The sequence below is a fragment of the Kitasatospora sp. NPDC094028 genome, assembly GCF_049543595.1.
Classification (GTDB): Bacteria; Actinomycetota; Actinomycetes; order Streptomycetales; family Streptomycetaceae; genus Kitasatospora.
On the sequence record NZ_JBMVFA010000001.1, the window covers coordinates 153,226 to 176,004 of the forward strand.

General features: G+C 68.9%; 14 protein-coding genes and 3 pseudogenes. 8 read left to right on the forward strand and 9 right to left on the reverse strand.

The window, feature by feature from the left end; translation table 11 throughout:
• Positions 1-133 precede the first annotated feature (133 nt).
• Complete coding sequence (locus ACPC54_RS00670) at positions 134-691, reverse strand: DUF1697 domain-containing protein (protein ID WP_498959644.1); 558 nt, start codon at positions 689-691, stop codon at positions 134-136.
• 114 nt (positions 692-805) lie between these two features.
• On the opposite strand from ACPC54_RS00670, the gene ACPC54_RS00675 reads away from it, so the two are divergent.
• Positions 806-1,276: a pyridoxamine 5'-phosphate oxidase family protein gene (locus ACPC54_RS00675; protein ID WP_498959646.1), complete on the forward strand. Its 471-nt coding sequence runs from the start codon at positions 806-808 to the stop codon at positions 1,274-1,276.
• Between the two features lie 73 nt (positions 1,277-1,349).
• On the opposite strand, the gene ACPC54_RS00680 is transcribed toward ACPC54_RS00675, so the two are convergent.
• Positions 1,350-1,706 carry an ArsC/Spx/MgsR family protein gene (locus tag ACPC54_RS00680; protein WP_498959648.1) on the reverse strand — a complete coding sequence of 119 codons (357 nt, stop codon included), beginning with the start codon at positions 1,704-1,706 and terminating at the stop codon, positions 1,350-1,352.
• 140 nt (positions 1,707-1,846) lie between these two features.
• Here ACPC54_RS00680 and ACPC54_RS00685 point away from each other — a divergent pair, with 140 nt between their 5' ends.
• Together ACPC54_RS00685 and ACPC54_RS00690 are read left to right on the forward strand one after the other, a co-directional pair.
• On the forward strand, positions 1,847-3,064 hold the full coding sequence (locus ACPC54_RS00685) for a cytochrome P450 (protein ID WP_498959650.1): 1,218 nt from the start codon (positions 1,847-1,849) through the stop codon (positions 3,062-3,064).
• A gap of 179 nt (positions 3,065-3,243) precedes the next feature.
• On the forward strand, positions 3,244-4,338 hold the full coding sequence (locus ACPC54_RS00690) for a PP2C family protein-serine/threonine phosphatase (protein WP_498959652.1): 1,095 nt from the start codon (positions 3,244-3,246) through the stop codon (positions 4,336-4,338).
• A 356-nt stretch (positions 4,339-4,694) separates the two neighbouring features.
• Here ACPC54_RS00690 and ACPC54_RS00695 read toward each other — a convergent pair whose 3' ends face one another.
• The 4 genes from ACPC54_RS00695 to ACPC54_RS00710 all read right to left on the reverse strand — a co-directional run bounded on the left by ACPC54_RS00695 (position 4,695) and on the right by ACPC54_RS00710 (position 12,451).
• The gene (locus tag ACPC54_RS00695) at positions 4,695-5,684 is read right to left on the reverse strand and encodes a hypothetical protein (protein WP_498959654.1); all 990 of its coding nucleotides are present in this window, start codon (positions 5,682-5,684) and stop codon (positions 4,695-4,697) included.
• Between the two features lie 107 nt (positions 5,685-5,791).
• Entirely contained in the window at positions 5,792-7,675 is a 1,884-nt protein-coding gene (drmB, locus tag ACPC54_RS00700) for a DrmB family protein (protein WP_498959656.1), read from the reverse strand.
• 4 nt (positions 7,676-7,679) lie between these two features.
• Positions 7,680-10,838, reverse strand: coding sequence for a helicase-related protein (locus tag ACPC54_RS00705; protein WP_498959658.1), 3,159 nt, complete (start codon positions 10,836-10,838; stop codon positions 7,680-7,682).
• Positions 10,835-12,451, reverse strand: a complete 1,617-nt coding sequence (locus tag ACPC54_RS00710; protein ID WP_498959660.1) for an NERD domain-containing protein — start codon at positions 12,449-12,451, stop codon at positions 10,835-10,837. Before ACPC54_RS00710 ends, ACPC54_RS00705 begins: the two co-directional genes overlap by 4 nt.
• A 704-nt stretch (positions 12,452-13,155) precedes the next feature.
• On the opposite strand from ACPC54_RS00710, the pseudogene ACPC54_RS00715 reads away from it, so the two are divergent.
• The 4 genes and pseudogenes from ACPC54_RS00715 to ACPC54_RS00730 form a co-directional block, all read left to right on the forward strand.
• Positions 13,156-13,818: pseudogene (locus tag ACPC54_RS00715) on the forward strand (sigma-70 family RNA polymerase sigma factor); the annotation flags it as partial.
• A gap of 300 nt (positions 13,819-14,118) precedes the next feature.
• Positions 14,119-16,026: pseudogene (locus tag ACPC54_RS00720) on the forward strand (transcriptional regulator); the annotation flags it as partial.
• Positions 16,023-17,015: a hypothetical protein gene (locus ACPC54_RS00725; RefSeq protein WP_498959662.1), complete on the forward strand. Its 993-nt coding sequence runs from the start codon at positions 16,023-16,025 to the stop codon at positions 17,013-17,015. The pseudogene ACPC54_RS00720 and the gene ACPC54_RS00725, both read left to right, overlap by 4 nt.
• Complete coding sequence (locus ACPC54_RS00730) at positions 17,012-17,899, forward strand: DUF6339 family protein (RefSeq protein ID WP_498959664.1); 888 nt, start codon at positions 17,012-17,014, stop codon at positions 17,897-17,899. Before ACPC54_RS00725 ends, ACPC54_RS00730 begins: the two co-directional genes overlap by 4 nt.
• On the opposite strand, the gene ACPC54_RS00735 is transcribed toward ACPC54_RS00730, so the two are convergent.
• The 3 genes and pseudogenes from ACPC54_RS00735 to glnA all read right to left on the reverse strand — a co-directional run bounded on the left by ACPC54_RS00735 (position 17,868) and on the right by glnA (position 22,022).
• A complete protein-coding gene (locus ACPC54_RS00735; protein ID WP_498959666.1) occupies positions 17,868-19,178 on the reverse strand; it encodes a DNA cytosine methyltransferase in 1,311 nt (436 codons plus the stop codon). The two genes, ACPC54_RS00730 and ACPC54_RS00735, sit on opposite strands and share 32 nt — an antisense overlap.
• 192 nt (positions 19,179-19,370) lie before the next feature.
• Positions 19,371-19,793, reverse strand: a pseudogene (locus tag ACPC54_RS00740) (very short patch repair endonuclease); the annotation flags it as partial.
• Between the two features lie 816 nt (positions 19,794-20,609).
• Positions 20,610-22,022, reverse strand: a complete 1,413-nt coding sequence (glnA, locus tag ACPC54_RS00745; protein WP_498959668.1) for a type I glutamate--ammonia ligase — start codon at positions 22,020-22,022, stop codon at positions 20,610-20,612.
• Positions 22,023-22,309: 287 nt separating this feature from the next.
• Here glnA and ACPC54_RS00750 point away from each other — a divergent pair, with 287 nt between their 5' ends.
• Positions 22,310-22,777 (forward strand): RDD family protein, encoded by a 468-nt coding sequence (locus ACPC54_RS00750; RefSeq protein ID WP_498959670.1) that lies wholly within the window; start codon positions 22,310-22,312, stop codon positions 22,775-22,777.
• The last annotated feature ends 2 nt before the right edge of the window (positions 22,778-22,779 follow it).

Sequence of the window (22,779 nt, forward strand, 5' to 3'; positions counted from 1 at the left end):
CCCGATTGTCGGCTCGGCCGGCTCGGAGTGTCCAGCGCGCGCCGTGCACCGGCGCCGGGGGAGTACGTCACTGAGCGACAGACGCCCGGCCGGTCCGGACGGTTCCGGGCGCGGGGCCGGTCCGTCCCGGTCGTCAGCCCTTGCGGGCGGCGGCCAGGATCTTCTCGGTGGTGTGCAGGAAGCGCGAGGTGACCGATCCCCGGTAGGACTTGTCGAACGCGTCCTTGGTGACCCACTTGCCGTCCTTCAGGTGGATCACGAGGTACGCGGCCCCCGGATCGGCGCCCAGCACCTCGACGTCGCCCTTCGGCGAGCGGTGCGGGCGCGCCAGCTCGGCCGGCAGCGGCTCCGACAGGAAGGCGATCACCAGCCGGACGTCCGGCGTGACCTCGACGCCCCGGAACGGCTCGGCGGCGAGCAGCCCGGCGACCTCCTCGACCGTCCGCAGCATCACCGGCACCGGGTAGCCGAGCTCGCGCTCCAGGTGCTCCTCGATCCGCGCGGTCAGCGCGGCGCGGCCCCGCTCGTCGGTGGCGTCGGACGTGAAGAACACGTTGCCGCTCTGGATGTACGAGCGGACACCGCCCAGCCCCAGTTCGGCGAAGAGCGCCCGCAGCCGCTCCATCCTCACCGTCCGGCCGCCGACGTTGATGGCCCGCAGGAACGCGATGTACGTGGTCGTGGTGGTCACCGGGCCAGTGTGGCACCGGCCACCGACAGCCGCCGGGCGGCCGCCGCGCGGTCGCCGTCGCCCGGCGGTCGTTCGTCCCCGGCGGTTGTCGGTGCCGGGTGCCAGACTGGCGCCATGGCTACCTGGCAGGATTTCGAGCAGGAGGCACCCGAACTCGCGGCCCTGGTGAGGGCCCGGTTCGAGGCCGAGAAGCACCACGTCCTGGCGACACTGCGCAAGGACGGTTCGCCCCGGGTGAGCGGTACGGAGGTCGACTTCGTCGGCGCCGACCTCTGGCTAGGCTCCATGCACCACGCGGTCAAGGCCCGCGACCTCCAGCGGGACGGCCGCTTCGCGCTGCACGCCCACCCGGGGAACGAGACCATGGAGGGCGGCGACTCCAAGATCTCCGGCCTCGCGGTCGAGATCACCGACGAGGTCGAACTCCTCGCCTTCGCCGCCGAGTTGCCGGAGCCGCCGCCCACCCCGTTCCACCTGTTCCGACTGGACCTGCGGCAGGTGGTGCACACCTCCCTGGAGGGCGAGCACCTCTGGGTCCTCAACTGGCACCCGGGCCGGCCGCTGGAGCGGATCCAGCTGCACTGACCCGGGCGGCGTGGCCGGGCGGCCCCGCGGACCGGGGCGCCACGGTCCGCCGGGGCACTACGGTCGGCCGGCGCTACGGGAGGACGGACTTCAGCGCCTCCGGCGTGCGGGCCACCACGGCGTGCCCGTCGTCGGCGGTGATGATCGGCCGCTGGATCAGCACCGGGTGCTCGGCCATCGCGGCGATCCAGCGCGCCCGGTCGCCCGGCTCCCGGCCCCACTGCCGCATCGCCAGGTCCCGCGCGGTCGGCTCGTCGATGCGGGTGATGTCCCACGGCTCCAGGCCCAGGCGCTCCAGCACCTGCTCCAGCTCGGCGACGGTCGGCGGGTCCTCCAGGTAGCGGCGCGCGGTGTACTCGACCCCGTGGCTGTTCAGCTCGCTCAGCGCCGTCCGGCACTTGCTGCAACGGGGGTTGATCCAGATCTCCATGCCGACCAGCCTACCGAGGGCGCCCGCCCCGGCGACCCCGAGCGGTACCCGGCACGGCGGCCGTGTGAACGGCCCGGGAACTCGGTCGGGCCCACGAGCGGTTCAGGAACCGGAACCATCGTCTCGGAGGGGAGTGCCGGATGGACGGCGCGGAGATCATCGAACAGCTCATAACCACGGAGGTCAGGGCCGACCCGTACCCGCTGTACGCCCGGGCCCGGGCGCTGGGCCCGGTCGTCCCGGCCGGAGACGGCATGTTCGTGGTGAGCGGCTACGAGACGGTCAACAAGGTGCTGCGCACCCCCGGCTTCGGCGTCGCGACCGCCGACATGATGGCGGGGATCTCCCCGGAGCTGGCGTTGCACTCCTCGCTCGCCCTGTTCGGCCGCTCGATCCTGCAGCGCAACGCCCCCGACCAGCCCCGGGTCCGGGCACTGATCGCCTCGGTGTTCAACGCCCGCCGGGTCGCCGCGCTGCGTCCGGCCGTGGAGGCCGCGGTCGGCCGGCTGCTCGACGGGATGGCCGAGCAGGGCGCGGACGGCTCGCCCGTCGACTTCATGGACGCCTTCGCCTTCCGGCTGCCGGTCGGCGTGATCTGCGAGCTGCTCGGCGTCCCCGACGAGGACCACTACCGCTTCCGCGGCCTCACCTCCGACCTGACCGTCGCCCTGGAGATCCTCAAGGACCTCGACGAACTGCACGCGGCCGACAAGGCCGCCGAGGAGATGTCCCAGTACTTCACCGAGCTGGCCGCCGAACGCCTCGCCCACCCGCAGGACGACCTGGTCACCGACCTGGCCCGGATCGCCGCCGAGGGCGACGGGCGGCTCTCCGCCGAGGAGCTGCTGGCCAACCTGGTGCTGCTGCTGGTGGCCGGCTTCGAGACCACCACCAACCTGCTCGGCAACGGCCTCGCCCTGCTCTTCCGCCACCCCGAGGTGGCCGAGGGGCTGCGCAGCGGCGCCGTCTCCCCGGCGCTGTTCACCGACGAGGTGCTGCGCTTCGACTCCCCGGTCCAGGCCACCGTCCGGGTCGCGCTGGAGGAGGGCCTGGCCGTCGACGGCCTGCCCGTGCCGCCCGGCAGCACGGTGACCGTGCTGATCGGCTCGGCCAACCACGACCCGGCCCGGTACGACCGCCCCGAGGTGTTCGACCCGGGCCGCACCGACAGCCAGCCGCTCAGCTTCGGCGGCGGCCAGCACTTCTGCCTGGGCTCCCAGCTGGCCCGGCTGGAGGCCGAGATCGCGGTGCCCGCCCTGCTGGACCGCTTCCCGCGGCTCGCCCCCGGCGGCGTCCCCACCCGGCGGGACCGCCTGGTGCTGCGCGGCTACGAGACCCTGCCGGTGACCGTGTGCTGACCGCCCCCTGACCGTCCGCCTCGCCTCCCTGTCTGCCCGCCCGCCCGCCTGCCCGCCCGGCCGCCGTTCGTCGCCGTTCGTCCCCGGGCGGGCGGTGGGGGAGCATGGAGGGATGAACCGGTCATACCGGGACCCATGCGGCCCCGGCGGCCGGACCGGTCGGCCAGGAGGTCCCCGCCGTGCCCGCACCAAGCCGCCCGCCGCACCCCGTGGTCGAGCCGCCCCGGGTGCCGCGCTGGGTGCCCTGGCTGCCGGTGGTCCTCCTGGTGCTCGACCTGATCATCGAGGCCGTCGTCCCGGACGCCGTCGCCGCCGGCTTCCTGCTCACCGCCCTGCCCGTCGTCGCCGCCTTCAGCTACGGCCCGGCGCTCACCGCCGCCACCACCGCCGCGGCCCTCACCCTCCAGATCCTGCTCGCCCTGCGGGCCGGCCACATCAACGAGCAGCACCACGTCTGGGTCTACCTCGCCACCCTGCTCTCCGGCGTGATGGGCACCGCGCTGGCCTGGCAGCGCATCCGGCAGAACCGCAACCTGCTGCAGGTCCGGACCGTCGCCGAGACCCTGCAGCGCACCGTGCTGCGGCCCGTCCCCGAGCGGGCCGGCGGCCTGCGGGTCGCCGGGCTGTACCGCCCCGCCCAGGCCGAGGTGCTGGTCGGCGGCGACCTGTACGAGGTGTGCGACACCCGCTTCGGCGTCCGGGTCCTGCTCGGCGACGTCCGCGGCAAGGGGCTCGGCGCCGTCCGCACCGTCGCCGACGTGCTCGGCGCCTTCCGGGCCGCCGCGCACGACACCCCCGGCCTGGTCGACCTCGCCGACCAGCTCGACCGCGCCGTGCTGCGCGACGCCACCGACCGCGGCGACGAGGAGCTCTTCGCCACCGCCGTCCTGCTCCAGCACCGGCCCGGCTCCGACTGCGTCGAGATCGTCAACCGCGGCCACACCACCCCGCTGTTGCTCGCCGGGGGCACCATCACCCCGGTCTCCTGCGCCGACGAGCTTCCGCTCGGCCTCGGCCACCTCGGCCCGCCCGACGAGCGCGGCAAACCCACCGCCGTCGTCCTGCCCCCGGGCCACACCGTGCTGCTCTACACGGACGGCGTCAGCGAGGCCCGCGACGCCACCGGCGGCTTCTACCCGCTCGCCGCCCGCCTCGCCGCCTTCGGCGACACCACGCCGGACCGGGTGGTGTCCTTCCTCGCCCAGGACGTCCACCAGTTCGCCGGCCTGCTCGCCGACGACCTCGCCGTCCTCGCCCTCACGCCGGAACGCTGACCGGACCACCCCACTCCCACAGGTTCGCGAACAGCACCGCAACCGTCGGCGTCACCTTCCGCCCAGCTCCCACACCCCCGATCCAACCCACCCCCGCAACCCCTTTTCCCGCCCCCGGCCCCGACGTGCCCGGCGCACGCGAAGGGGCCGCCACGCCCGGTGCGGAACGTGACGGCCCCGAGAGGTCGGCCTACAGGTCGTAGTTCTGATCGAACATGCCTCTGACCAGCAGAAACATGGTCCACAGAGAAGATCATTTCACAACTGGTGCACACTCGGAGCGCTTGACGACGAGACGCGGTGAGAAACGTCGAGCGGAAGGAGGGAGGTTGTCGCACTGAACGGAGCGAGTCCTGTCAGCCGTGGTGGCGTGTCAGCAGGGCGTCGGGGATCGCTGCCGTGATGGGGGGCTCGTGAGTTCCTCGATGGATGAAGTGCAGATCCTCGCGGGCTCGGGTGCAGAGCACGAGGAAGCGGAGGCGTGCCTCGACTCCGGTCGGGTCCTCGGTGTAGCCGTCCAGGTCGGGGACGAAGACGCTGTCGAACTCGAGGCCCTTCATGCTTGCCGTGCTGACGATCCGGATGGGGCGGGTCGAGAAGTCCATAACGTTCCGGTAACGGTCGTCGAAGACGTACGCCTGGGTCATCTTCGCGAGCCCGCGGGAGGCCAGCCCGCCCTGGATCTCTCGGATCATCTGGACCGACCTGCAGATGATCCCGATGCTCCGGTCCTGATGGGCGTTGAAGTACTGGACGATTCCGGTGAGGAGGCCGTCGAGGGACGGAACCCGCATGACGACGGGCACGCTGCCGGAACGCGTGGGCAACGGCAGCCCGGTTCGGCTGTCCACATGGAACTCCGATGCCAGCAGGGTGATCTCACGGCTGCTCCGGTGGTCCTGCCGCAGTTCCATCGGAGCAGCCGGCACACCAAGCGTTCGACAGACCTCGGACAGTGCCGTCTCCTCCGCACCGATGCGCTGGTTCTCGTCCGCGAAGACGGTGACATCGACACCGAGGACGCGGCAGAGGCGGTAGAAGCCGAGCGGCAGGTTCTGGCCCTCGTCGACGACGAGATGCGTTGTCAGCCCTACGCCCCGCAGCACGCAGCTCCGCTGCATCTCGACCCAGTCGTAGCGCCGCTCGTCCTCGGCGGACCGTGGCGGTTCGCTTTCGAAGTTCTCCCGCCACAAGGCGTTGAGCCACCGGGCGCAAGTGGTCACGCGTGGCGTCCCGGTCAGCTCCGAGGCCAGTTGCGCGATGTACTGGTGCAGCAGGTTGTAGCGGGTGAGGAGGACAACCTCTCGGCCTGTCGTGGCCAGCGCCCACGCACGGTAGACGGCCATCACGGTCTTTCCTCCGCCAGGAGGACCGGTCACGACATGGTTTCCCCGGAACGGTAGTCCGACCACCGCCCTCTGGTCGTCCCTGAGTTCCAGCAGCGAAGGGAACCTCACGCCCCTTCCACCGCCTCGGCCGACTCCAACAGGGCCGCTTGCAGAACCTCCTGAAAGAAGCCGGGAACCTCGTTGCCGCCGATCAGGAGTGTCCGGTCCAGGAGGGAGTTGTCGATCTCGCAGCAGGTCTCCGGGAGCAAGGTGCAGGCGTGGCACGCCGCGCGGTTCAGGTTGGCCAGCGACCGGCCCGACGAGTCGGCGCACAGCGGATCCTGCGAACACCACTGGGCCGATTCGAGCAGGCGGATCAACGTCTCCCCCAGATACGGTGGCCGACCCTGACGTACGAGCCCGCCGAGGGTCCCCTCGGTGTCCCCGGCGGCCGTGTAGATGAACACGCCGGCCTGTGGCGGGTACGTGCTGTCCGTGGGGTGGCTCCGGGCGTAGACGCGTTCTCGCAGCGATGCCGCGTTGTAGCCGCTGTCGTAGGACAGCTGACGGATGAAGTGGTGGGCCAGCGTGTGCAGCATGACGAAGCGCGGGAGCAGCACCGGCCCCGACTTGTCCCTCAGCCGGTCGACCTTGAACGAGGTGGTCAGATCCCGCTCGATCCGTTGGGTCCAGAGACGGACCGGTTCGAGTCGCTCCCAGTCGGTCAGGCGCTCTTCGTCCAGGGATACGAAGATCCCCTCGCCGTAGGTCTCGACCGCGGGCAGCCACTTCGCCCGCTTCGCGGTGTCGACCGAGACGAGTCGACCGCCCTCGTCGCTGTCGCCGGCGCTGGGTTCGTAGCGGGAGAAGCCCTCGAGCGCTCGGACCTCGCGCACCCTGTCCGCCACGACGACGGAGGCGACCCTTCGATCCAGCTCCTGCATCGAATGTGGGGCGGTGCCGGCGATGTCGAGACGCGTCCGGCGCACGGAGAACGTCTTCGACCCGGGCACGGACTCCGGATCGGAGAACGCCGCCCACTCGGCGATGCTGAGGTGCTCGTCCGAGCCGAACGGCGAGGACGGGGCGCCCTGCTCGGAGGCGCGGAGCCCGATCTCTTCGACGAGCTCCTCGGAAACCCCACACTCGTCGGCGATGATGGCCCGGAAGTTGTCGGCGATCGGACTGCCGTAGCGGTCCCGATAGTCGGGCCAGAGGCGGTTGTCGAGGACCAGTTGGGTTGCGGGGTCCTGCTCCGACAGGCCGCTCGGGGCTGGGATGTCGATCGCGGAGTGGACGACCGGGAAGTAGACGTTGGCCGCACCGCGCTGTACTGCCTGAGGGGTCTCCTCGCAGGATTCCGGCTCGTCGGCGTCGTACTGCCAGGGATGGGTCCCAGGGCAGTTCATCCCCAACTTCCGCAGGACGTTCTTGTGGCTGATCCCCGAGAGATCCCGCCGTGCGTGGCAGGTCTCGCATACGACGTGCAGGGCCTCGAGGCCGGACGATTCGGGGGTGGCGAGAAATCGGAGCCGATTGGACCGGCACTGTCGTTGATCGTGCCCCTCACCCGCCGAATGAGCCCAGCGAACCCATGGGATGTCCGCTAGGTGACCGGCCCGACAGACCTGGATGAAACGCATGGGCGCCAGTTTCGGCCTGCCCAGGCAGCGCCCACAGGTGGGAACCCGGTCCTTCTCCTCGAGCGAGGTCTTCCAGAACGCCATCGTCCGGCAGAGGGGGCAGAAGAGCCACTTCGGGAAGCGCACGTACGTGGGCCCATTGCGGCTGGTGTAGGCCGCCTTTCCCGACGGGATGACGGGAGCTGAACGGAAGTCTTCCACACGCAATTTCGCCGCGAGCCGGGGGGACTCCACCCGTACGGCGGTCTTGGACCAACTGCGGATGTCCGCGGCCACGAACGATTCGCCTCGGAGGTCGATGATCCCGCCGACCCCGAACGGAACGATGGTCTGTGTCCTGCGGACCTTGCGACGGATGTCCTTCACGGCTTCACGCCCCCCTGACGACGACAAGGCAGTCGCGGTCGACATTGCGCATCGATTGGGCCGTCTCCCAGAGGCCCTCCTGCTTGCCGAAGTCGGTCAGGAGGGAACTGAACGTGCGGCCCTGGGGACGGTAGTACAGTCGCCCGCCTTCGCCCCGTGCATTCTCGGCCGCCTGCTGCCACTCGTCGATCCGCTCGTCTAGGCGCTTCGCCGTGTCCTCGGCCTCGTCCGGGTCGGCACGCCGCACGTGGTCGACGATGAGGTCCCGGATCCGGGCGACCTCGTCCATGTGCTCCAGGATCTCCCCGGCCCTGTTCTCGGCGGAGAGCCCGATCCCGTGGCGCACAAGGATGGTGAGTACGGCGTGCAGGGCGCGATCCCGGGACGGGAGCGACCATGGGGTGACGCTGGTGGGTTCGACGTGCCGGTAGAGCGAACGGTGATAGACGCCGAACGACTCGTAATGGGACCGGTCGCGAGGCTTGGTCGATCGGAACAACGTGACGATCAGCCCCGGTACGTCGCGTCGGCCCACACGACTGGTGGCCTGGATGTACTCGGAAGTCGTCTTGGGCTGACCGTTCATGAGCATCAGGCCGAGCCGGGGAACATCGACACCGACCGACAGCATGTTGGTGGTGGCGAGGAAGGAGACACTGCCTTGTTCCTCGAACCGCTTTCCCAGCCGATCGAGCAGCCGGGGTTGATCGGCTCGCGGGACGTTGCTGGTGAGTTCGACCACCGAGTTGTCGTCCAGTCGGCGGCGTCGGCATTCGTCCTTGGTGAGGTGCTCCAACCGGGCCGGGATGTCGTCCCTCGCGATCGTGACGGTCCGGCCGAGTTCCCTGAGGCTGTTGTGGTAGGCCACCATGGTCCAGTAGGCGTCCCGCTGTGCCTCGTCGTCCCCCAGGTCCATCGGCGCCTGGAGGCCGGCGGCGCCCACGTGGACGGTCGCCGTGGAAGCGGTGTGGCCCTGGGCCATCACGCCGACGTACAGGCGCCCGGGCTTCTCGTTGTCGGGTGAGGCGAAGTACGAGTGACCCGCCTCGAGACCCGCGGGTGGGAACAGCTGGACGGGACGTCCGTAGAGGCTTCGGATCTGGTCCTGTGAACGTCGGATCGTCGCCGTGGACGCAACGACCTTCGGTGTCGTGCCCTGCCAGGAGCAGAGTTCGAGGACGGCGGATTCGTACAGGCCGACCGTGGTCCCCAGGGGACCTGCCAACAGGTGCAACTCGTCCTGGATCACCAGGGACGGTGGCCGCCTGCCGTCCTTGCCGAAGAGGCTGCCGGCCTCGGACTCCCACGCCAGGCGGGCGAACTTGTCCACTGTGCCGAGCACGAAGGTCGGCGGTTCTTGATAGATCTGCTCGTCCACCACGGCGACGGGCAGCCGGTCGTGGAAGACGCACGATTGCCGTGGACAGAAGAACCAGGTCTCACCTCCGTTCGCGTGGATGCCGAAGTCCTGGCTCTGACCGCTGCGTTCGGGGACGATCTCGGTACCGCACCAAGGGCAGCGCTCCAACAGGAAGCGGTCGTCCGGTTCGGGTGCCTGCTTCAGGGCGTCGAGTTCCTGCTCGGCGGCGGAGATCCTGTTCGGCGTCGTCTCCTGGCCGACCCAGAGCCCGATACTGATGGGTTCCTGCCCGAGGTCGTGGCGCAGCTCGCCGTCGTGCCCGGCTCTGATGTATTCCAGTGCACAGATCGCGGTCGCCGTGCGCTGGAACTGCTGCGTGGTCAACAGACTGAGCGTGTACCGGCTCAGAACCGCCGTGCCACCACCCGCGACGCCGTACTGGAGCCGACGGCGGAGGATCTCGAAACAGGCGGTGAGCAGGTATGCCTCGGTCTTCCCGCCACCGGTCGGGAACCAGATGAGGTCGACCGTCCGCCGGTCCTCGTGTTCCGGGATCATCAGGCTCTCGACCACGAGCAGGAAGTAGGCGAGCTGGAAGGGGTGCCAGGCGTAGTCGGTTGGAGGCTCGGTGAGCTCGACCACCTCGCTGTTCCTGCGCCTGCGGCTGCCCGCCAGCTCGGGACGGCTGTGGAGCATCTGGAGCGCCATGGCCCGGTTGGCCAGGCGGAAGGCAGCCCGCGCCCGCTTCCCGGTGGGTGTCGACGAGGTGAGCGCGGCCACTCCGGAGGCCATCCGGTCGAGCGCAGCGCCGATCCGGCCCAGCAGACGTCCGGCGGGAGCGGCGGCCCACCGCGGCAGGGACTCGGCCTCGGACCGCTGGGTCTCGAACCACTTGCGGTACCCGAGGACGAACGAGTTCAGCTCGTCCCGCAGATCCTCGACCGCGAGCTCGGGATTCGACAGGTACGCGAGGTTGAGGACCGGAAGGTTCCGGGGTCCGTCGGGTTTGATGTGGGCGACGACCTGTTCCGGCATGACCTCCGTGCGTAGGGTGGTCACCGGACCGGGGCTGTCATCCCACACGACGGCACATCCGTGGCCCACGGCGCGGGTGATGATGTGCCGGTACTGGACACGCAGTTCCTGTTCCTCCTCGTCCCGGCTGTTGAGGCGGGTGCTCGGGTATTCGAGCACGGTGCCGTCGCTCGTGGTGGCGCGGAGCGAGACCTGGAAGAGCATCAGCTCTCGGTCCTTGTGACGGCTCTCCTCCTCCTTGTGCGCGTTGGACAGTACGCAGGTGACGAGATGCCCGACGCCGAAGCTTCGCCAGCGGACGTGGAGCAGGCCGTGTCCCTCCAGGCAGGGGACCGGAGAGTCGGATCCGAGCTCCACGGTCATGGGAGTCGACAGCCGCGGCTGGCGCTTCCAGCTGCGTCGCCCGCCCTCGCGGAGCGTCAGGTAGCGCGAGGCCTCGCAGACAATCTCGATTCGACGCGCGTCGGTGAAGAAGGAGAAACCGAGGGAGGAGGGGAGCCAGGCGTTGGCCTCGGCGACCGGATCGTCGGCGAAGGTGTCCTCCTCGCCGGACCCGGCCTCGGACTCGTCGAAGCTCTCCTCGCCCTCGGACGCCGCGTGTTCGAGCATGGAGGAACCGCGCGGGTACAACGTGCCCATCAGATAGCGGCGGTCCGGCGGATCGACAAGGTGTTCCTCCTTCTCGGGCCCGGGACCGACCAGTTGATGGCGGAGGTAGGAGACGTAGGCATCCCGGTGGGCGGAGAGCGACAGCTCGGTGTCGGTCACTTCGGTGCTCCCGCTCGTGTGATCACGGCCATTCCCAGGTTACCCAGCGCCTTCCTGACGCCTGGGCGGCATGCGATCCAGAGCTGGGCGCGAGCCCTGGTGAAGGCCACGTAGAGCGCGTCGAGCCGGCCTTCCAAGTGCTGGGGCTCGAGATCGATGAGACAGACGACGTGGTTCTCGTGCCCCTTGAAGTCGGCGACGGAGGACCAGGTGAGCCTGCGCTTGGTATGGGCCGAGCCGACCACGTCGGTGAAGCGCTCGACCTTGGACGCGCGCTGGGAGAAGCTGGCGGAGCTCGACTCCCAGTCGCCCGCGACCGACAGGAGCGTGATGTCCTGCGGAGACACCTCCTGCTGCAACAGGTTGTTCACGTAGACATCGAGCTGCGCGGCCTCGTCCCGGACGTCCTGGACATCCTGGAAGAATGGAGGTTCCCCTTCACCGGCCGAGGCGACACCTAGGTCCGCACCCGTGTACGTCCGGACCTCCTTGACGATCTGCACGGTGTTGCGGCAGTTGCGCTTCATCGGCCCGTACACCGTGCCCATGCCACGCAGGTAGTCCCATGCCTCGGGGTCGAAGGTCGTCGGGGCGAGCACCTGGTTGTTCTGGTCCAGCATGAAGATCCATCGGCCCTGTTCGAGCCCGCCCGCCGACAGGTCGTCCAGGACGCCGAGTCTGTCGAAGGTCATCAGGTCCTGGGCCTCGTCGATGATCACGTGGTCGAAGGCATGACCCTGGACCTCCGCGAGCCGGTCGAACGGCAGGACGGTGACCGGGTGGTCGGAGAGGATCCGGGCCAGGTGGGTGGTCAGGGTGGGACTCGCGGCGGTGAAGAGGACACTGCCGGTGGCGGAGCTGCGTCGCGCGGCCTCGGCCGCCAGGAAGGTCTTTCCGGTGCCAGCGCCTCCGGTCCAGATGAGGCGGGGGTTCGACTCCAGCTCGTCCAGCCTGTCCAGCTGTTCCTCGGTGAGGCGCTCGAAGGCCACGTCCAGGTCTGTCAGCCGGGCGCGCAGGTTCGGTACGAGGTCGAAGTCCGGGCGGATCGCGTTGAGCATCTTGTTTCGCAGCGCCGCCGGTACGTCGCTCTCCGCCCACCAGTTGCGCGTGCGCCAGAAGCGGGTGGCCCGCGCGATGCCCTCGCCCAGCCCGCGCCCGCCGGCATAGGCATTGCTGCCCAGGTACTGCTCGGGCTCGAACTCAGTGGTCCGGTCGAGGTCGACGTCCGGCGTGATCACCAGGTATCCGCTCGGGACCTTCAGCGTGCGCAGATCGCCTACCCGCTCGCCGAGCTGGCGCTCGAACGCGTGCATGCCCCCGCTGGCCTGGGAGAAGGGGCTCTCGCCGGGGCGCTCGTCGGTACCGGACGGCCCGTAGTACCACTTGCCGTCCCGTTGGCAGACCCGGCCACCCTTGACCTCGATGAAGAGCAGCAGCTCCGGCATGATGACGACGAAGTCGATTTCACCGACGCGCTTCCGGGCGTGCCGTGGGAGGTGGACCGAGTGCAGGGCGACGCTCCGGGCGTCCGGGATGGCCTTGAGCGCCGCGAAGACGCTGCGCTCCGCCCGGCTCTGCGTGCTGTTCGAGATCTCGCTCGGGATGATCCGCATCAATTCTCCCCACCCTTACCGACGGATCTTCAACATACCGAATGCCGACCTCCGGCCCTCGAGTGCGGGCCGTGGCGATCAGTGGCTGGCAGTAGTGGCCGGTTAAGTGATGAACTACGGGCAGATACCGGCGAGCAGGCGAGGCGATCATGGTGAACGGTGGTGCGTGCGGTGAGCGCCTGCACAGCATCGACCGGGACTTCCTCGTCGGTCTGATCGGTCGGTTCCAAGTCGAAGGGGTGGACGCCAGGTCCGCGTTGGCACAGGTGGTGAGGGCCGCGCGACTCGACGAGGAGCAGGCCGTCGACCTGTGGCATTCGGTCCTTAGGAGCCGAGTGGACTCCTCCTCCGACGAGGGGGAGGGGTGCGGGTCCGGGCCTGCCGACCGGTCCGAAGCGGTGTTCGTCGATGACATGGGGGACGCCGCCTCGCGCGGCCCCGATGACGACGAGGAGACTCCGGACCTTGACCGCCTCCGGGGTACGGTGCGTATCGATGACCTGGAAGCTGCACGCCGCCTGGCCCGGGTCGTGCTCCGCGTCGATCGAAGGCGGCCAGCCCCGGACGCATATCTGTTGAGCGCGGAGGAGGAGGTGGGACTCTCCCTTCTCTTTCGCGACGGCATCGCGGCAGAGGAAGAACTGCCGGAGGGCTACGTCGCTTCTCTCGCACGCGACGGCGAGCCGTATCAGGCATTCTCCGCGATGGTCGTCCACAACCGCCGGTTGGTCGTGAGCACCGCGCATGCGCTGGGATACCGGACGGATCACCCCGACTACGAGGATCTCCTGCAACACGGCACGATCGGTCTGATGCGGGCCGTGGAGAAGTTCGACATCTCCGTCGGGTGCAAGTTCTCGACCTACGCCACCTGGTGGATCCGGCAGCGCATCACTCGCGCAGTGGCCGACGAAGGGTCAGCCATCCGGTTTCCGGTCCACATATGGACCGAGATCGACAAACTCCGGCGGAGAGAGAGGGAGTTCCTCGAGCGAGGAACCCGACCGACCGCCCTCGATCTCTCGCTCGCATGTGACCTGTCCCTGGAGAAGGTGACCGAGTACCTGCGGCTCGGTCGACGGAGGGTCTTCTCGATGGACCAGCCCGCAGGTGACGGCGTGACGCTCGGACAGTTGATGGTCGTCGATACGGCATCGGTCCCGGGGCCGGAGCACGCGCTCTGGTCGCGGTTCCAGCGCCAGGAGCTCCTACAGTGGTTCGAGGACGGCGGACTGGCGGAACGGGACCGCGAAGTGCTGTTCCTGAGATTCGGATTCGTCGACGGCCGGCAGTGGACCCTGGACGACATCGGCAAACGCTTCGATGTCACACGCGAACGCATTCGGCAGATCGAGAGCAGGGCGCTGAAGGACCTCGCGGTCCTGTTCGGACTGCTGCCGGACAACGCCGCTTCCGAGCGGCGGCGGTCGAAGGCGGCCGTGAAGCGTGCGGCCCTCGATCGGGCCGCACGCGGCGGAGCAGCGGGGCGCCGCGGCACGGTCGGCAAAGCGGAAACAACGCACAGTTCCGAGGAGAGAGGGGGAGCGGTGACCTCGAAGGAGACCGGACCCGGTCCGCAGATCGCCGGGACGGTGGCCGGGCACGGCATGGGTGCCACGGAGCTCAGGCGGTCGCCGGCCATGGTGGAGGGTTCTTCGGGTGGCGTCGGTGTACCGCCCGTCTGGTACCACCGGCCCGGTCACGAGGACGGTGGGCGGGAGTTCGGCAACGCGGCGGCGTTCGCCTTCGAGGCGGATCTGGAGGTACTGGCACGCGAAGCCACGCAGAACAGCTTGGACGAGCGTGATCGGCGCAACGACCGTCCGGTCAAGGTCCGTTATACGCTCCACGAGCTGACCGGGGACCATCTGGCCCGATTCCGTGACGCGATCCGTTGGGACGGCCTCAGGCCGCACTACGAGGCTGCCGCCGCACAGGACCAGAAGGTCGGGCGCGTCATCAGCACAGGTCTGCGCGAGATGTCCGAGGGGAAACGGCTGGTTCTGCTCCGGATCGACGACTACAACGCGAGCGGCCTGACCGGCGACGACTACGAGGACGGCCGGTTCGCCGCGGTGGTCCGGCGTCAGCTCGACAGCCGGAAGGCGGACGCCTCGGCGGGAGGCTCGTACGGCCTTGGGAAGGCGACCCTGTGGGCCACCAGTCGGCTCGGCCTCGTGCTCATGAACTCGACACTCTCCGAACCGCACGAGGGACGCACCGAGCGCCGGTTGGTCGGACGGCTCGACCTGCCGTGGCGGGAGGTGGCCGGTGAGAGGTTCGCGGGTCCCGCCTGGTTCGGGCAGCCCGACCCCGAGGCGGAGAACACGAGCGTGGTCCGCTCCTGGTGGGCGGACGAGGAGACGGCCGAGCGCCTGCACCTCGCCAGGGAGCACGACGACCCCGGGACGTCTTTCCTGATCGTGGGGGCGCACGACGTGGCCAGCCTCGTCGGTGCTGGAGCGGACGGTGGCGGCGACCCGAGCGACGACGAGGACAGTCTGGAGCGCATGCACCAGCGTCTGGTCGGTGCGCTGGGACGCAACTTCTGGGCCGCGATGACGGAGGGAGGGGGGCGTCCTCCGCTCCTGGAGGCGTCGGTCCGAACGCTGTGCAACGGTGTGACGCACATCGCGGAGGAGCGGGTGGATCCCCAGCTGCACCAGCCCGCTCGTACCCGCGCACTCCAGGCATTCCTGGCCGGCACCACGGTGGACCGGCTCACTGCCGCGGGGCAGGTGGCTCTCGCCACGGTGCGCCTGAACCTTCCCGGGCGGGAAGGCGTTGCCGGCACCGCGGGCGAGCACCGCGCGGTGTTGCTGGTCACCGATGCCACGGACGCGGACGGCAGGATCAACCAGGTGACCGGGATGCGCGGGAACCGCATGACGGTCAGGACCAGCCGGGTGCCGGGGCTCCCGGTCGGGACCAATCCGTTCCAGGCCGTGCTGCTCGCGGGCCGGGCGGCGGGGGAGGACGCGCCGTTCGCCGTCGAGGCGGAGGAGTTCCTGCGTGCCTCGGAGCCGCCGGAGCACAACAAGTGGGGTCAGACCGACGAACTGAGAATGCGCTACTCACCCTCGGCGCACCGTCGGATCGCGGCGATGACGTCGGAGATCAACAAGGCGGTGCAGCAGCTCGTGGCGGTTGCGAGGAAGGACAAGCGCGACGGCACGAGCAGGGTGGGCAGGCGACTGAAGATCTCGGGGAAGCCCGCCGTCAAGGTCAGGGGTACGGTCACGCCGCCCCGGCTCGATGATCTGGAAGCCGTCATCGACTCCTCCGGTGCCTGGCAGATCACGGCTGTCGTCAAGGTGTCGCCGGGAGAGGAGGCGTGGGCCATGAGCCCGGTAGCGAAGGTGGAAGTGCGATCCGGCCCGCGGCCGTTGGTGCGATGGTCCGAGCTGGCCGCCGTCAGCAACTGCGAACTGGTCGACGGTGTGCTGCATTTCGCGCCGGGCGGGGGCCGTCGTGCGGTGTTCCGCGGTGTCACCGACGTGTCGACGCATCCGGTACGAGCCGGGCTGGCCGGACTCGTCGTCGAACTTCAGGAGAGCAAGGAGACCGAGGCATGAAGGCATACGCCTATCCCCGGTTGACCGGCCCGGTGACGGCCAGGGTCACCGCGGTCCGGCTGCGCGGTCCGGGCGAAAGCCGGGAACACCTGGAATCCCGCGGCTGGTCGGTGGTCGAGCAGGTCGTGGCGCTGGGCATGGCGGAGCGGGACGACTGGCACATGGCCAGGCTCTCGCTCGCGGTAACGGTGCCTGCTCGGGAGATCGAGACGAAGAAGCACTGGTCGGACGTCGCCGTCATCGCCGTCCTGACGGAGGGCGTCACCAACGCCCGAACGGTGGCCCGGTTGAAGCCCGGCACCGATGGCGGCCAGGAGTGGACCGGGGAGGTCGAGCTTGACCGGGACAGCCACGTCGACCGGGCGTCCCTCACTGTGTACGTGGTGGCGACGGTGGGAGGTGTGGCGGGCAGGATCATCGGCTCCACAGAGCAGGAGTGGCTTGTCGACGTGATTTCCGACGCGCCGCTGAGGGATCGCCAACTGGACGTGACCACCGTGAGCTTCGCCCGGGGCAAGGAGTGGTTGAGGCCCTTCAGGGAAGTTCCCTGGATAGTGGACATCTCCGGACGGATGCCCGCAGTGCGTCTGAACTCCGACTTCGAAGGATTCGCGGCACTGGTCCAGAGCCCGGGTTCGAAGATAGAGGCCATGGTGGGCGAGATGCTGTTGGCGCAGATGTGCGCGGAGGTGTGGACGGCGGTGTTCCACACGGCCATCGGAGATCTGGAGATCGAGGAGGACGGGACCCCGCTCTTCCCGCCGGACTGGCGCGGTGCGGTGCTCCGGGAGATGCTTCCGGACATCGTCCCCGGACGATCGGCCGAGGCGGCCCTGCGCGAAGTCCACAAAAGGCGTGTCGGGGAGGGAAGCTGGACCGATCTCCAACCACGGATCCAGTACGCCGCAGCTCGTCGTGCCGATGTTCCCAAGGCATTGACCACCGCTGTTCGCGATATCGAACGATTCGAGCAGGAGACCCACGCGTGACTTCCCGACCGGAGCACCTGCCGGAGCGGCTCGCTCTGATCTCCGATGCACAGGCCGCCGAGTACCTGACGGCGGGAGTGCTTGAAGGGCGGGACGATGTCCGCTCCATCGCCCTGAGCAAGGTGGCGGAGCCGCTGCTCGGGGATGACGTGCGAGCAGAGTCGTATCGGGTCCGGGACCTGATCGACGATGCGATGGACATGTTCCGCACCGAACGGCCGACCGCGGCGGACGCGTGGTTGGCGCCGAGACTCCACGAGACCCTTCGACTGACCCGGAGGGAAGCCGCGGAGAAGGGATTCTGGAACTACCTGGCCCTCGGCGTGGCGCCCGACTACGTCGTGTGGCGTCACCTGCCCGACCCGAAGGCAGACGGGTCGCCGCGTGCCGTGGCCCGGGACAGGTTCGTCGGTCCGCACTACAAGCAGGCGTTCGCCAGGCTCTGGTGGACCGCCGAGCTGTTCCGTGACGGCCCGGACTATCGGCCGGTTGTCGCCGCCTGTGGCTATCAGGACATGCTCAACTACGCTGTGCGGCTCGACGTCATCGACCACCGCCCGACTGCCCAGGCCCTGGTCCGACTCCTGGAGCGGGGAACGGTGCGGACCGGGCGGGAGGTCAACGCCCTGATGCCGGCGATCAACGCCGCAGCGGCCACCCTGATGTACGACGTCATCGCTCCTGACGTCGATCGTGACGGAGACCCCTTGCGTGAGTGGATCGAGGAAGGGGCCTCGGCCCTTCCCACTCCGCGGAACACCTTGCCGGACGGACCCGCGGAGGAACGGGTCCCGGACGACGCGGTGCAGCACCTGGTCGCCCGGTTCGAGGACCTGTTCTCCGACGTCTCAGTCAGGGGGCGGGCTTCCGGGGAGTCCGGCTGACCTTGTGGCTGTCCTCGGGGCATCGGCTCCGGTCGCCGCACCCGATGTCACGCAGCCGCGCGGTCAGGTCCTCGCTCGCCTCCGGCCAGGTCGTCGAGTCCGCCAACTGTGCGTCCGAGGGCGCAGCGTCGTGCAGCGCGTGGCCGAGCACGTGCATGCCGAGCAGGGGAGGTACGGCGTTTCCGACCTGCTGAGCCCGATCGTTGCCCGACCAGGGGAAGTTGTGCGGAAAGGTCTGGAGCACTCCGGACTCGGCGATCGTGAAACGGTCGAACTTGTTCTCATCGTAATCCGTTTGTGTCCGGTAGATCTTGTTGCGGGACACCTTTCCGGTGACGGTGAAGGCGGGTTCCGAGGACAATCGCCGACCACGCTTCTTCGGGTTGCCGTTGGAACCGTAGTTGGATACGACGAAGAACTTCGTCCGGCCCTTGCAGCGGAACCTGGACATGTCGACAGTCGATCCCGGCAGAACGTCAGCGGCATCGAGTGCCTCCGCCATGGAGACCCAGTTGTGCGCAGGACGGGAATCGACCGCGAACGTCTCCGTCTGGCCTGCCCTGCCCTTTCCACGACGTACGTCGAAGGTGCGGTGGGTCGCGCCGGGCCGTGAGACGGGACCCGAGCCCACGAGACGCGCAATGAGCACTGCTCGAGTGCGTGTCTGCGGGACCCCGAATTCCTCGGTCTTCAACTCCCAGCAATCCGCCTCGTACTTGACGCCTCCGAGTCGCCCTTCGCCACTGCGCAGAAGTTGGGCGTAGACGTCCCACAGGGGCAGCACAGCAGGCACCTGTTCCAGGACGATCACCCGATACGGGTCACGGTCCTTGGTCTCTATCGCCTTGAGTAGCCAGCGGAGGGGTTCCAACACCAGCGCGGTGCGTGGATCCACGTTCAGGGAGTGGAGATCCTCGTCGATCCGGGCGTCGTCCTCGCCGGAGACGAGTCGGCGGATGAACTCCTTCACCGTGTCCAGCGCTGCCCTTCCGCTGCCACGCCCCGCCACGGAGAAGGACTGGCACGGGGGGCCGCCGGCCAACACGTCCACCGACCGGGGGATCTCGTCGAAGCGTGTCTGGCGCATGACGCTGACGTCGGCATGGAACGTCGGCAGGCCAGCCGCATAACGGGTTTCGCAGGCGTTCCGATCCCATTCGATGCCGATGCTCTTGAACCCCAGGAAGTGCGCGGCCACGTCGAGACCGCCGGGACCCGCGAAGAGGTCCAGAATGCGGACTCCGTCGAGAGGGTCGGTCTGTGCTTCTGGGCTGCTCATGGGGCTGAAGTCTATCCGGCCGCCGCGACAACGCCGCCGATGTGTCGATCGGTTGGTCGTGAGCCAGGGGCGCGCTGAGCGTCAGGTGCCCTTGGCCTGTCGAGTCCGCAATACCGGGGCCGCTGCTCTGTGCGGAGTCCCCTCGCCGCTGCGGTGTTGTCCGCGGTCACAGGGCTCCTCAGGAGGAGCTGTGCGAGCCGCCTTCTTCTCTTCCACGGCCGTGGCGACTGTGCGCGCGACGGTATCCGGTGACTCGTGCTCCCAGAAGCGCACAACCGTCCAACCCTCGGACATCAGCTGGGCGTTCGTGTCCAGATCCCGTGCGATGTTGCGGTCGAGCTTCTGCCGCCACCAGTCCGCGTTCGCCTTGGGGCTCGTGGCGTGCTCCGGGCAGCCGTGCCAGAAGCAGCCGTCGATGAGAACGGCCAACCTGACTCTCGTGAACGCGATGTCGATCTTGCGGCGGCGCATGCCGGGCACGGGGAAATGGGTGCGATAACGGTAGCCCCAGGCATGGAGGACCTTCCGTACGGCTAGCTCGGCCGCTGTGTCACGGCTGGTCTGGCGACTCATCCGCGCCGAGACCTTAGGGCTGGAGGGCAGTACAGCTGGCATACCTCCATTGTCTCGTTCTCATGGGGTGCATCGGTACCGTGTGCACGTTTTGCCGGGGTACGGCTGGTGTCACTGCGCGATGCTGTCACGGTTACCCGAGGCCGGTTCTCCGGCAGCGTCTTCCGGCGTGGCCGCCGGTTGTGCTCCTGGGCTCTGTCCCACGATCGCCGAGATGCCCCACCCCACCGCTGCTGCCACGATCGCGAAGCAGGGCACCGCGGCGGTTCAGCCCAGCGGGCTGGCGCCGGGGGTGCGGGGCTGAGAGCGCGCAGGCCGGTGCCGGTAAGGGCGCCGACGACGATCTTCCACCGCTCGGGATTCGTCTGCGGAGGCCGGTTGCCCGGTTGAAGTCGGTTCGCCGGTGGGCTGCGGTGACGGGCAGTCCCGGCGAGGCTGTTGTGCGGCTGCTCTGGCGTGCGGGTGGGCGGCCTGGAGTGCTTGCTTGCCCTCGCCGATGAGTTGGACTGCTGCCATGCAATGCGGTCGGCCGTGAGACCCAGCCGACCGCAGGCGCGGACTGTTCGCGCCCTGATCAACCACGTGATGCGGCGGCCTCTCGGTTGGCCCGCTAAACGGTAGCCAGGACGACACAAAGGCAACGGCTGCTCATCATCACGTCGCTGTGGGTCGCGTAGTGGCGGTTCAGGCCAATGAGAGGTCCTGCGTCGAGATCGAACTCAGTGCACACCCATTTCACATCGCGAGCCCAGAGCGTTCGGCGCGCGTCGGCGGCCTGGCGTTTCCGCAGGTCAGCGCCTCGCTGACCTGCGGAAACAATGAGAGATCGAACTGCGTTTCCGCAGGTCAGAGCAGGTCCTACAGGTCGTAGTAGAGCTCGAACTCGTGGGGGTGGGGGCGGAGGGCGATCGGGGCGATCTCGTTGGTGCGCTTGAAGTCGATCCAGGTCTCGATCAGGTCCGGGGTGAAGACGTTGCCCGCGAGGAGGTACTCGTGGTCGGCTTCCAGGGCGTCGAGGACGGCCGGGAGGGAGGAGGGCACCTGGGGGACGTTGGCGTGCTCCTCGGGGGCGAGCTCGTAGAGGTCCTTGTCGACGGGCTCCAGCGGCTCGATCTTGTTGCGGATGCCGTCGAGGCCGGCCATCAGCATGGCGGAGAAGGCCAGGTAGGGGTTGGAGGACGGGTCCGGGGCGCGGAACTCGATGCGCTTGGCCTTGGCGTTGGAGCCGGTGATCGGGATGCGGATCGCGGCCGAGCGGTTGCGCTGCGAGTAGACGAGGTTGACCGGGGCCTCGAAGCCGGGCACCAGGCGGTGGTAGGAGTTCACCGAGGGGTTGGTGAAGGCGAGCAGCGAGGGGGCGTGCCGGAGCAGGCCACCGATGTAGTAGCGGGCGGTGTCGGAGAGGCCGGCGTAGCCCTGCTCGTCGTAGAAGAGCGGCGTGCCCTCGGTCCAGAGCGACTGGTGGACGTGCATGCCGGAGCCGTTGTCGCCGAAGATCGGCTTGGGCATGAAGGTGGCGGTCTTGCCCGCCCGCCAGGCGACGTTCTTGATGATGTACTTGAACAGCATCAGGTCGTCGGCGGCGTGCAGCAGGGTGTTGAACTTGTAGTTGATCTCCGCCTGGCCGGCCGTGCCGACCTCGTGGTGCTGGCGTTCGACCTCCAGGCCGGCCGCGGCGAGTTCCAGCGACATCTCGGCGCGCAGGTCGGCGAAGTGGTCGACCGGCGGGATGGGGAAGTAGCCGCCCTTGTACTTGACCTTGTAGCCGCGCACGTCGCCCTCGGCGGCGCCGCTGTTCCAGGCGCCGGCCTCCGAGTCGATGTGGTAGAAGGACGCGTTGGCGCTGGTCTCGAACCGCACCGAGTCGAAGACGTAGAACTCGGCCTCGGGCCCGAAGAAGGCGGTGTCGGCGATGCCGGAGGAGGCGAGGTAGGCCTCGGCCTTCTTGGCGACGTTGCGCGGGTCGCGGCTGTAGGCCTCGCCGGTGACCGGGTCCTGGATGAAGAAGTTGATGTTGAGGTGCTTCTCGGCCCGGAAGGGGTCGAGGCGGGCGGTGGCGAGGTCCGGGACGAGGGCCATGTCGGACTCGTGGATGGCCTGGAAGCCGCGGATCGACGAACCGTCGAACATCAGGGTCTCGGACGGGTCGAAGGTCGCCGCAGGTACGGAGAAGTGCTGCATGACGCCCGGCAGGTCACAGAAGCGGACGTCGACGAACTTCACGTCGTTGTCCTGGATGAACTGCTTCACTTCGGCGGCGTTGTTGAACATTCGTCCTCCTCGGCGTGCGAATGGGGCTCACCCTAGGAACGGGTCGTTTCCGCTCGGTGACCCTTTCATTTCCCAAATGTTACGCGCGGTCGCCGAGCGGGCGGCAAAGGCGTACGGGACCGGGCAAAACGACCCGCCCTCCGAGGTGGCGCCCCTGGAGTGGTCTGGACCACTTGGATGTTCGATCACCGGGGCCGGTCACCGGGATTCACTCGGTCGTGGACGACGCCCCCGGCGACGGGGGAGCCGATGCCGGGCTGCCGCGTGAGCCCGGTTAGTGTGGATTCGTGGACACCAGAGAAGCGTTGGGATCGTGGATCGACGGCCCTAAGGCGGCCGCCGAGAAGATGGGCGCCGACTTCGGCCACCGCGGCGAGCGCCTCGGCCTGCCCAAGGAGGGCTCCGGCTCGATCGCCGGCCCGGGCCGCCGGATCGGCGCCCTGTTCGTGGACGGCTGGCTGGTCGCGATGATCTCGTACGGGCTGCTCGCCAAGGGCGACGCCTCCGAGGCGAACCTGTGGACCAGCCCGCTCTACTTCGTGATGGCGGCCCTGCTGCTCTCCACCACCGGCACGACGCTCGGCAAGCGGCTGTTCGGCCTGCGGGTCGTCCGGCTGGACGGCGGCCGCGCGACCATCCCGCAGGTCCTGCTGCGCACCCTGCTGCTCTGCCTGGTGGTGCCGCCGCTGGTCTGGGACCGCGACACCCGCGGCCTGCACGACAAGGCGGTCGGCACCGTCGAGGTGCGGATCTGACG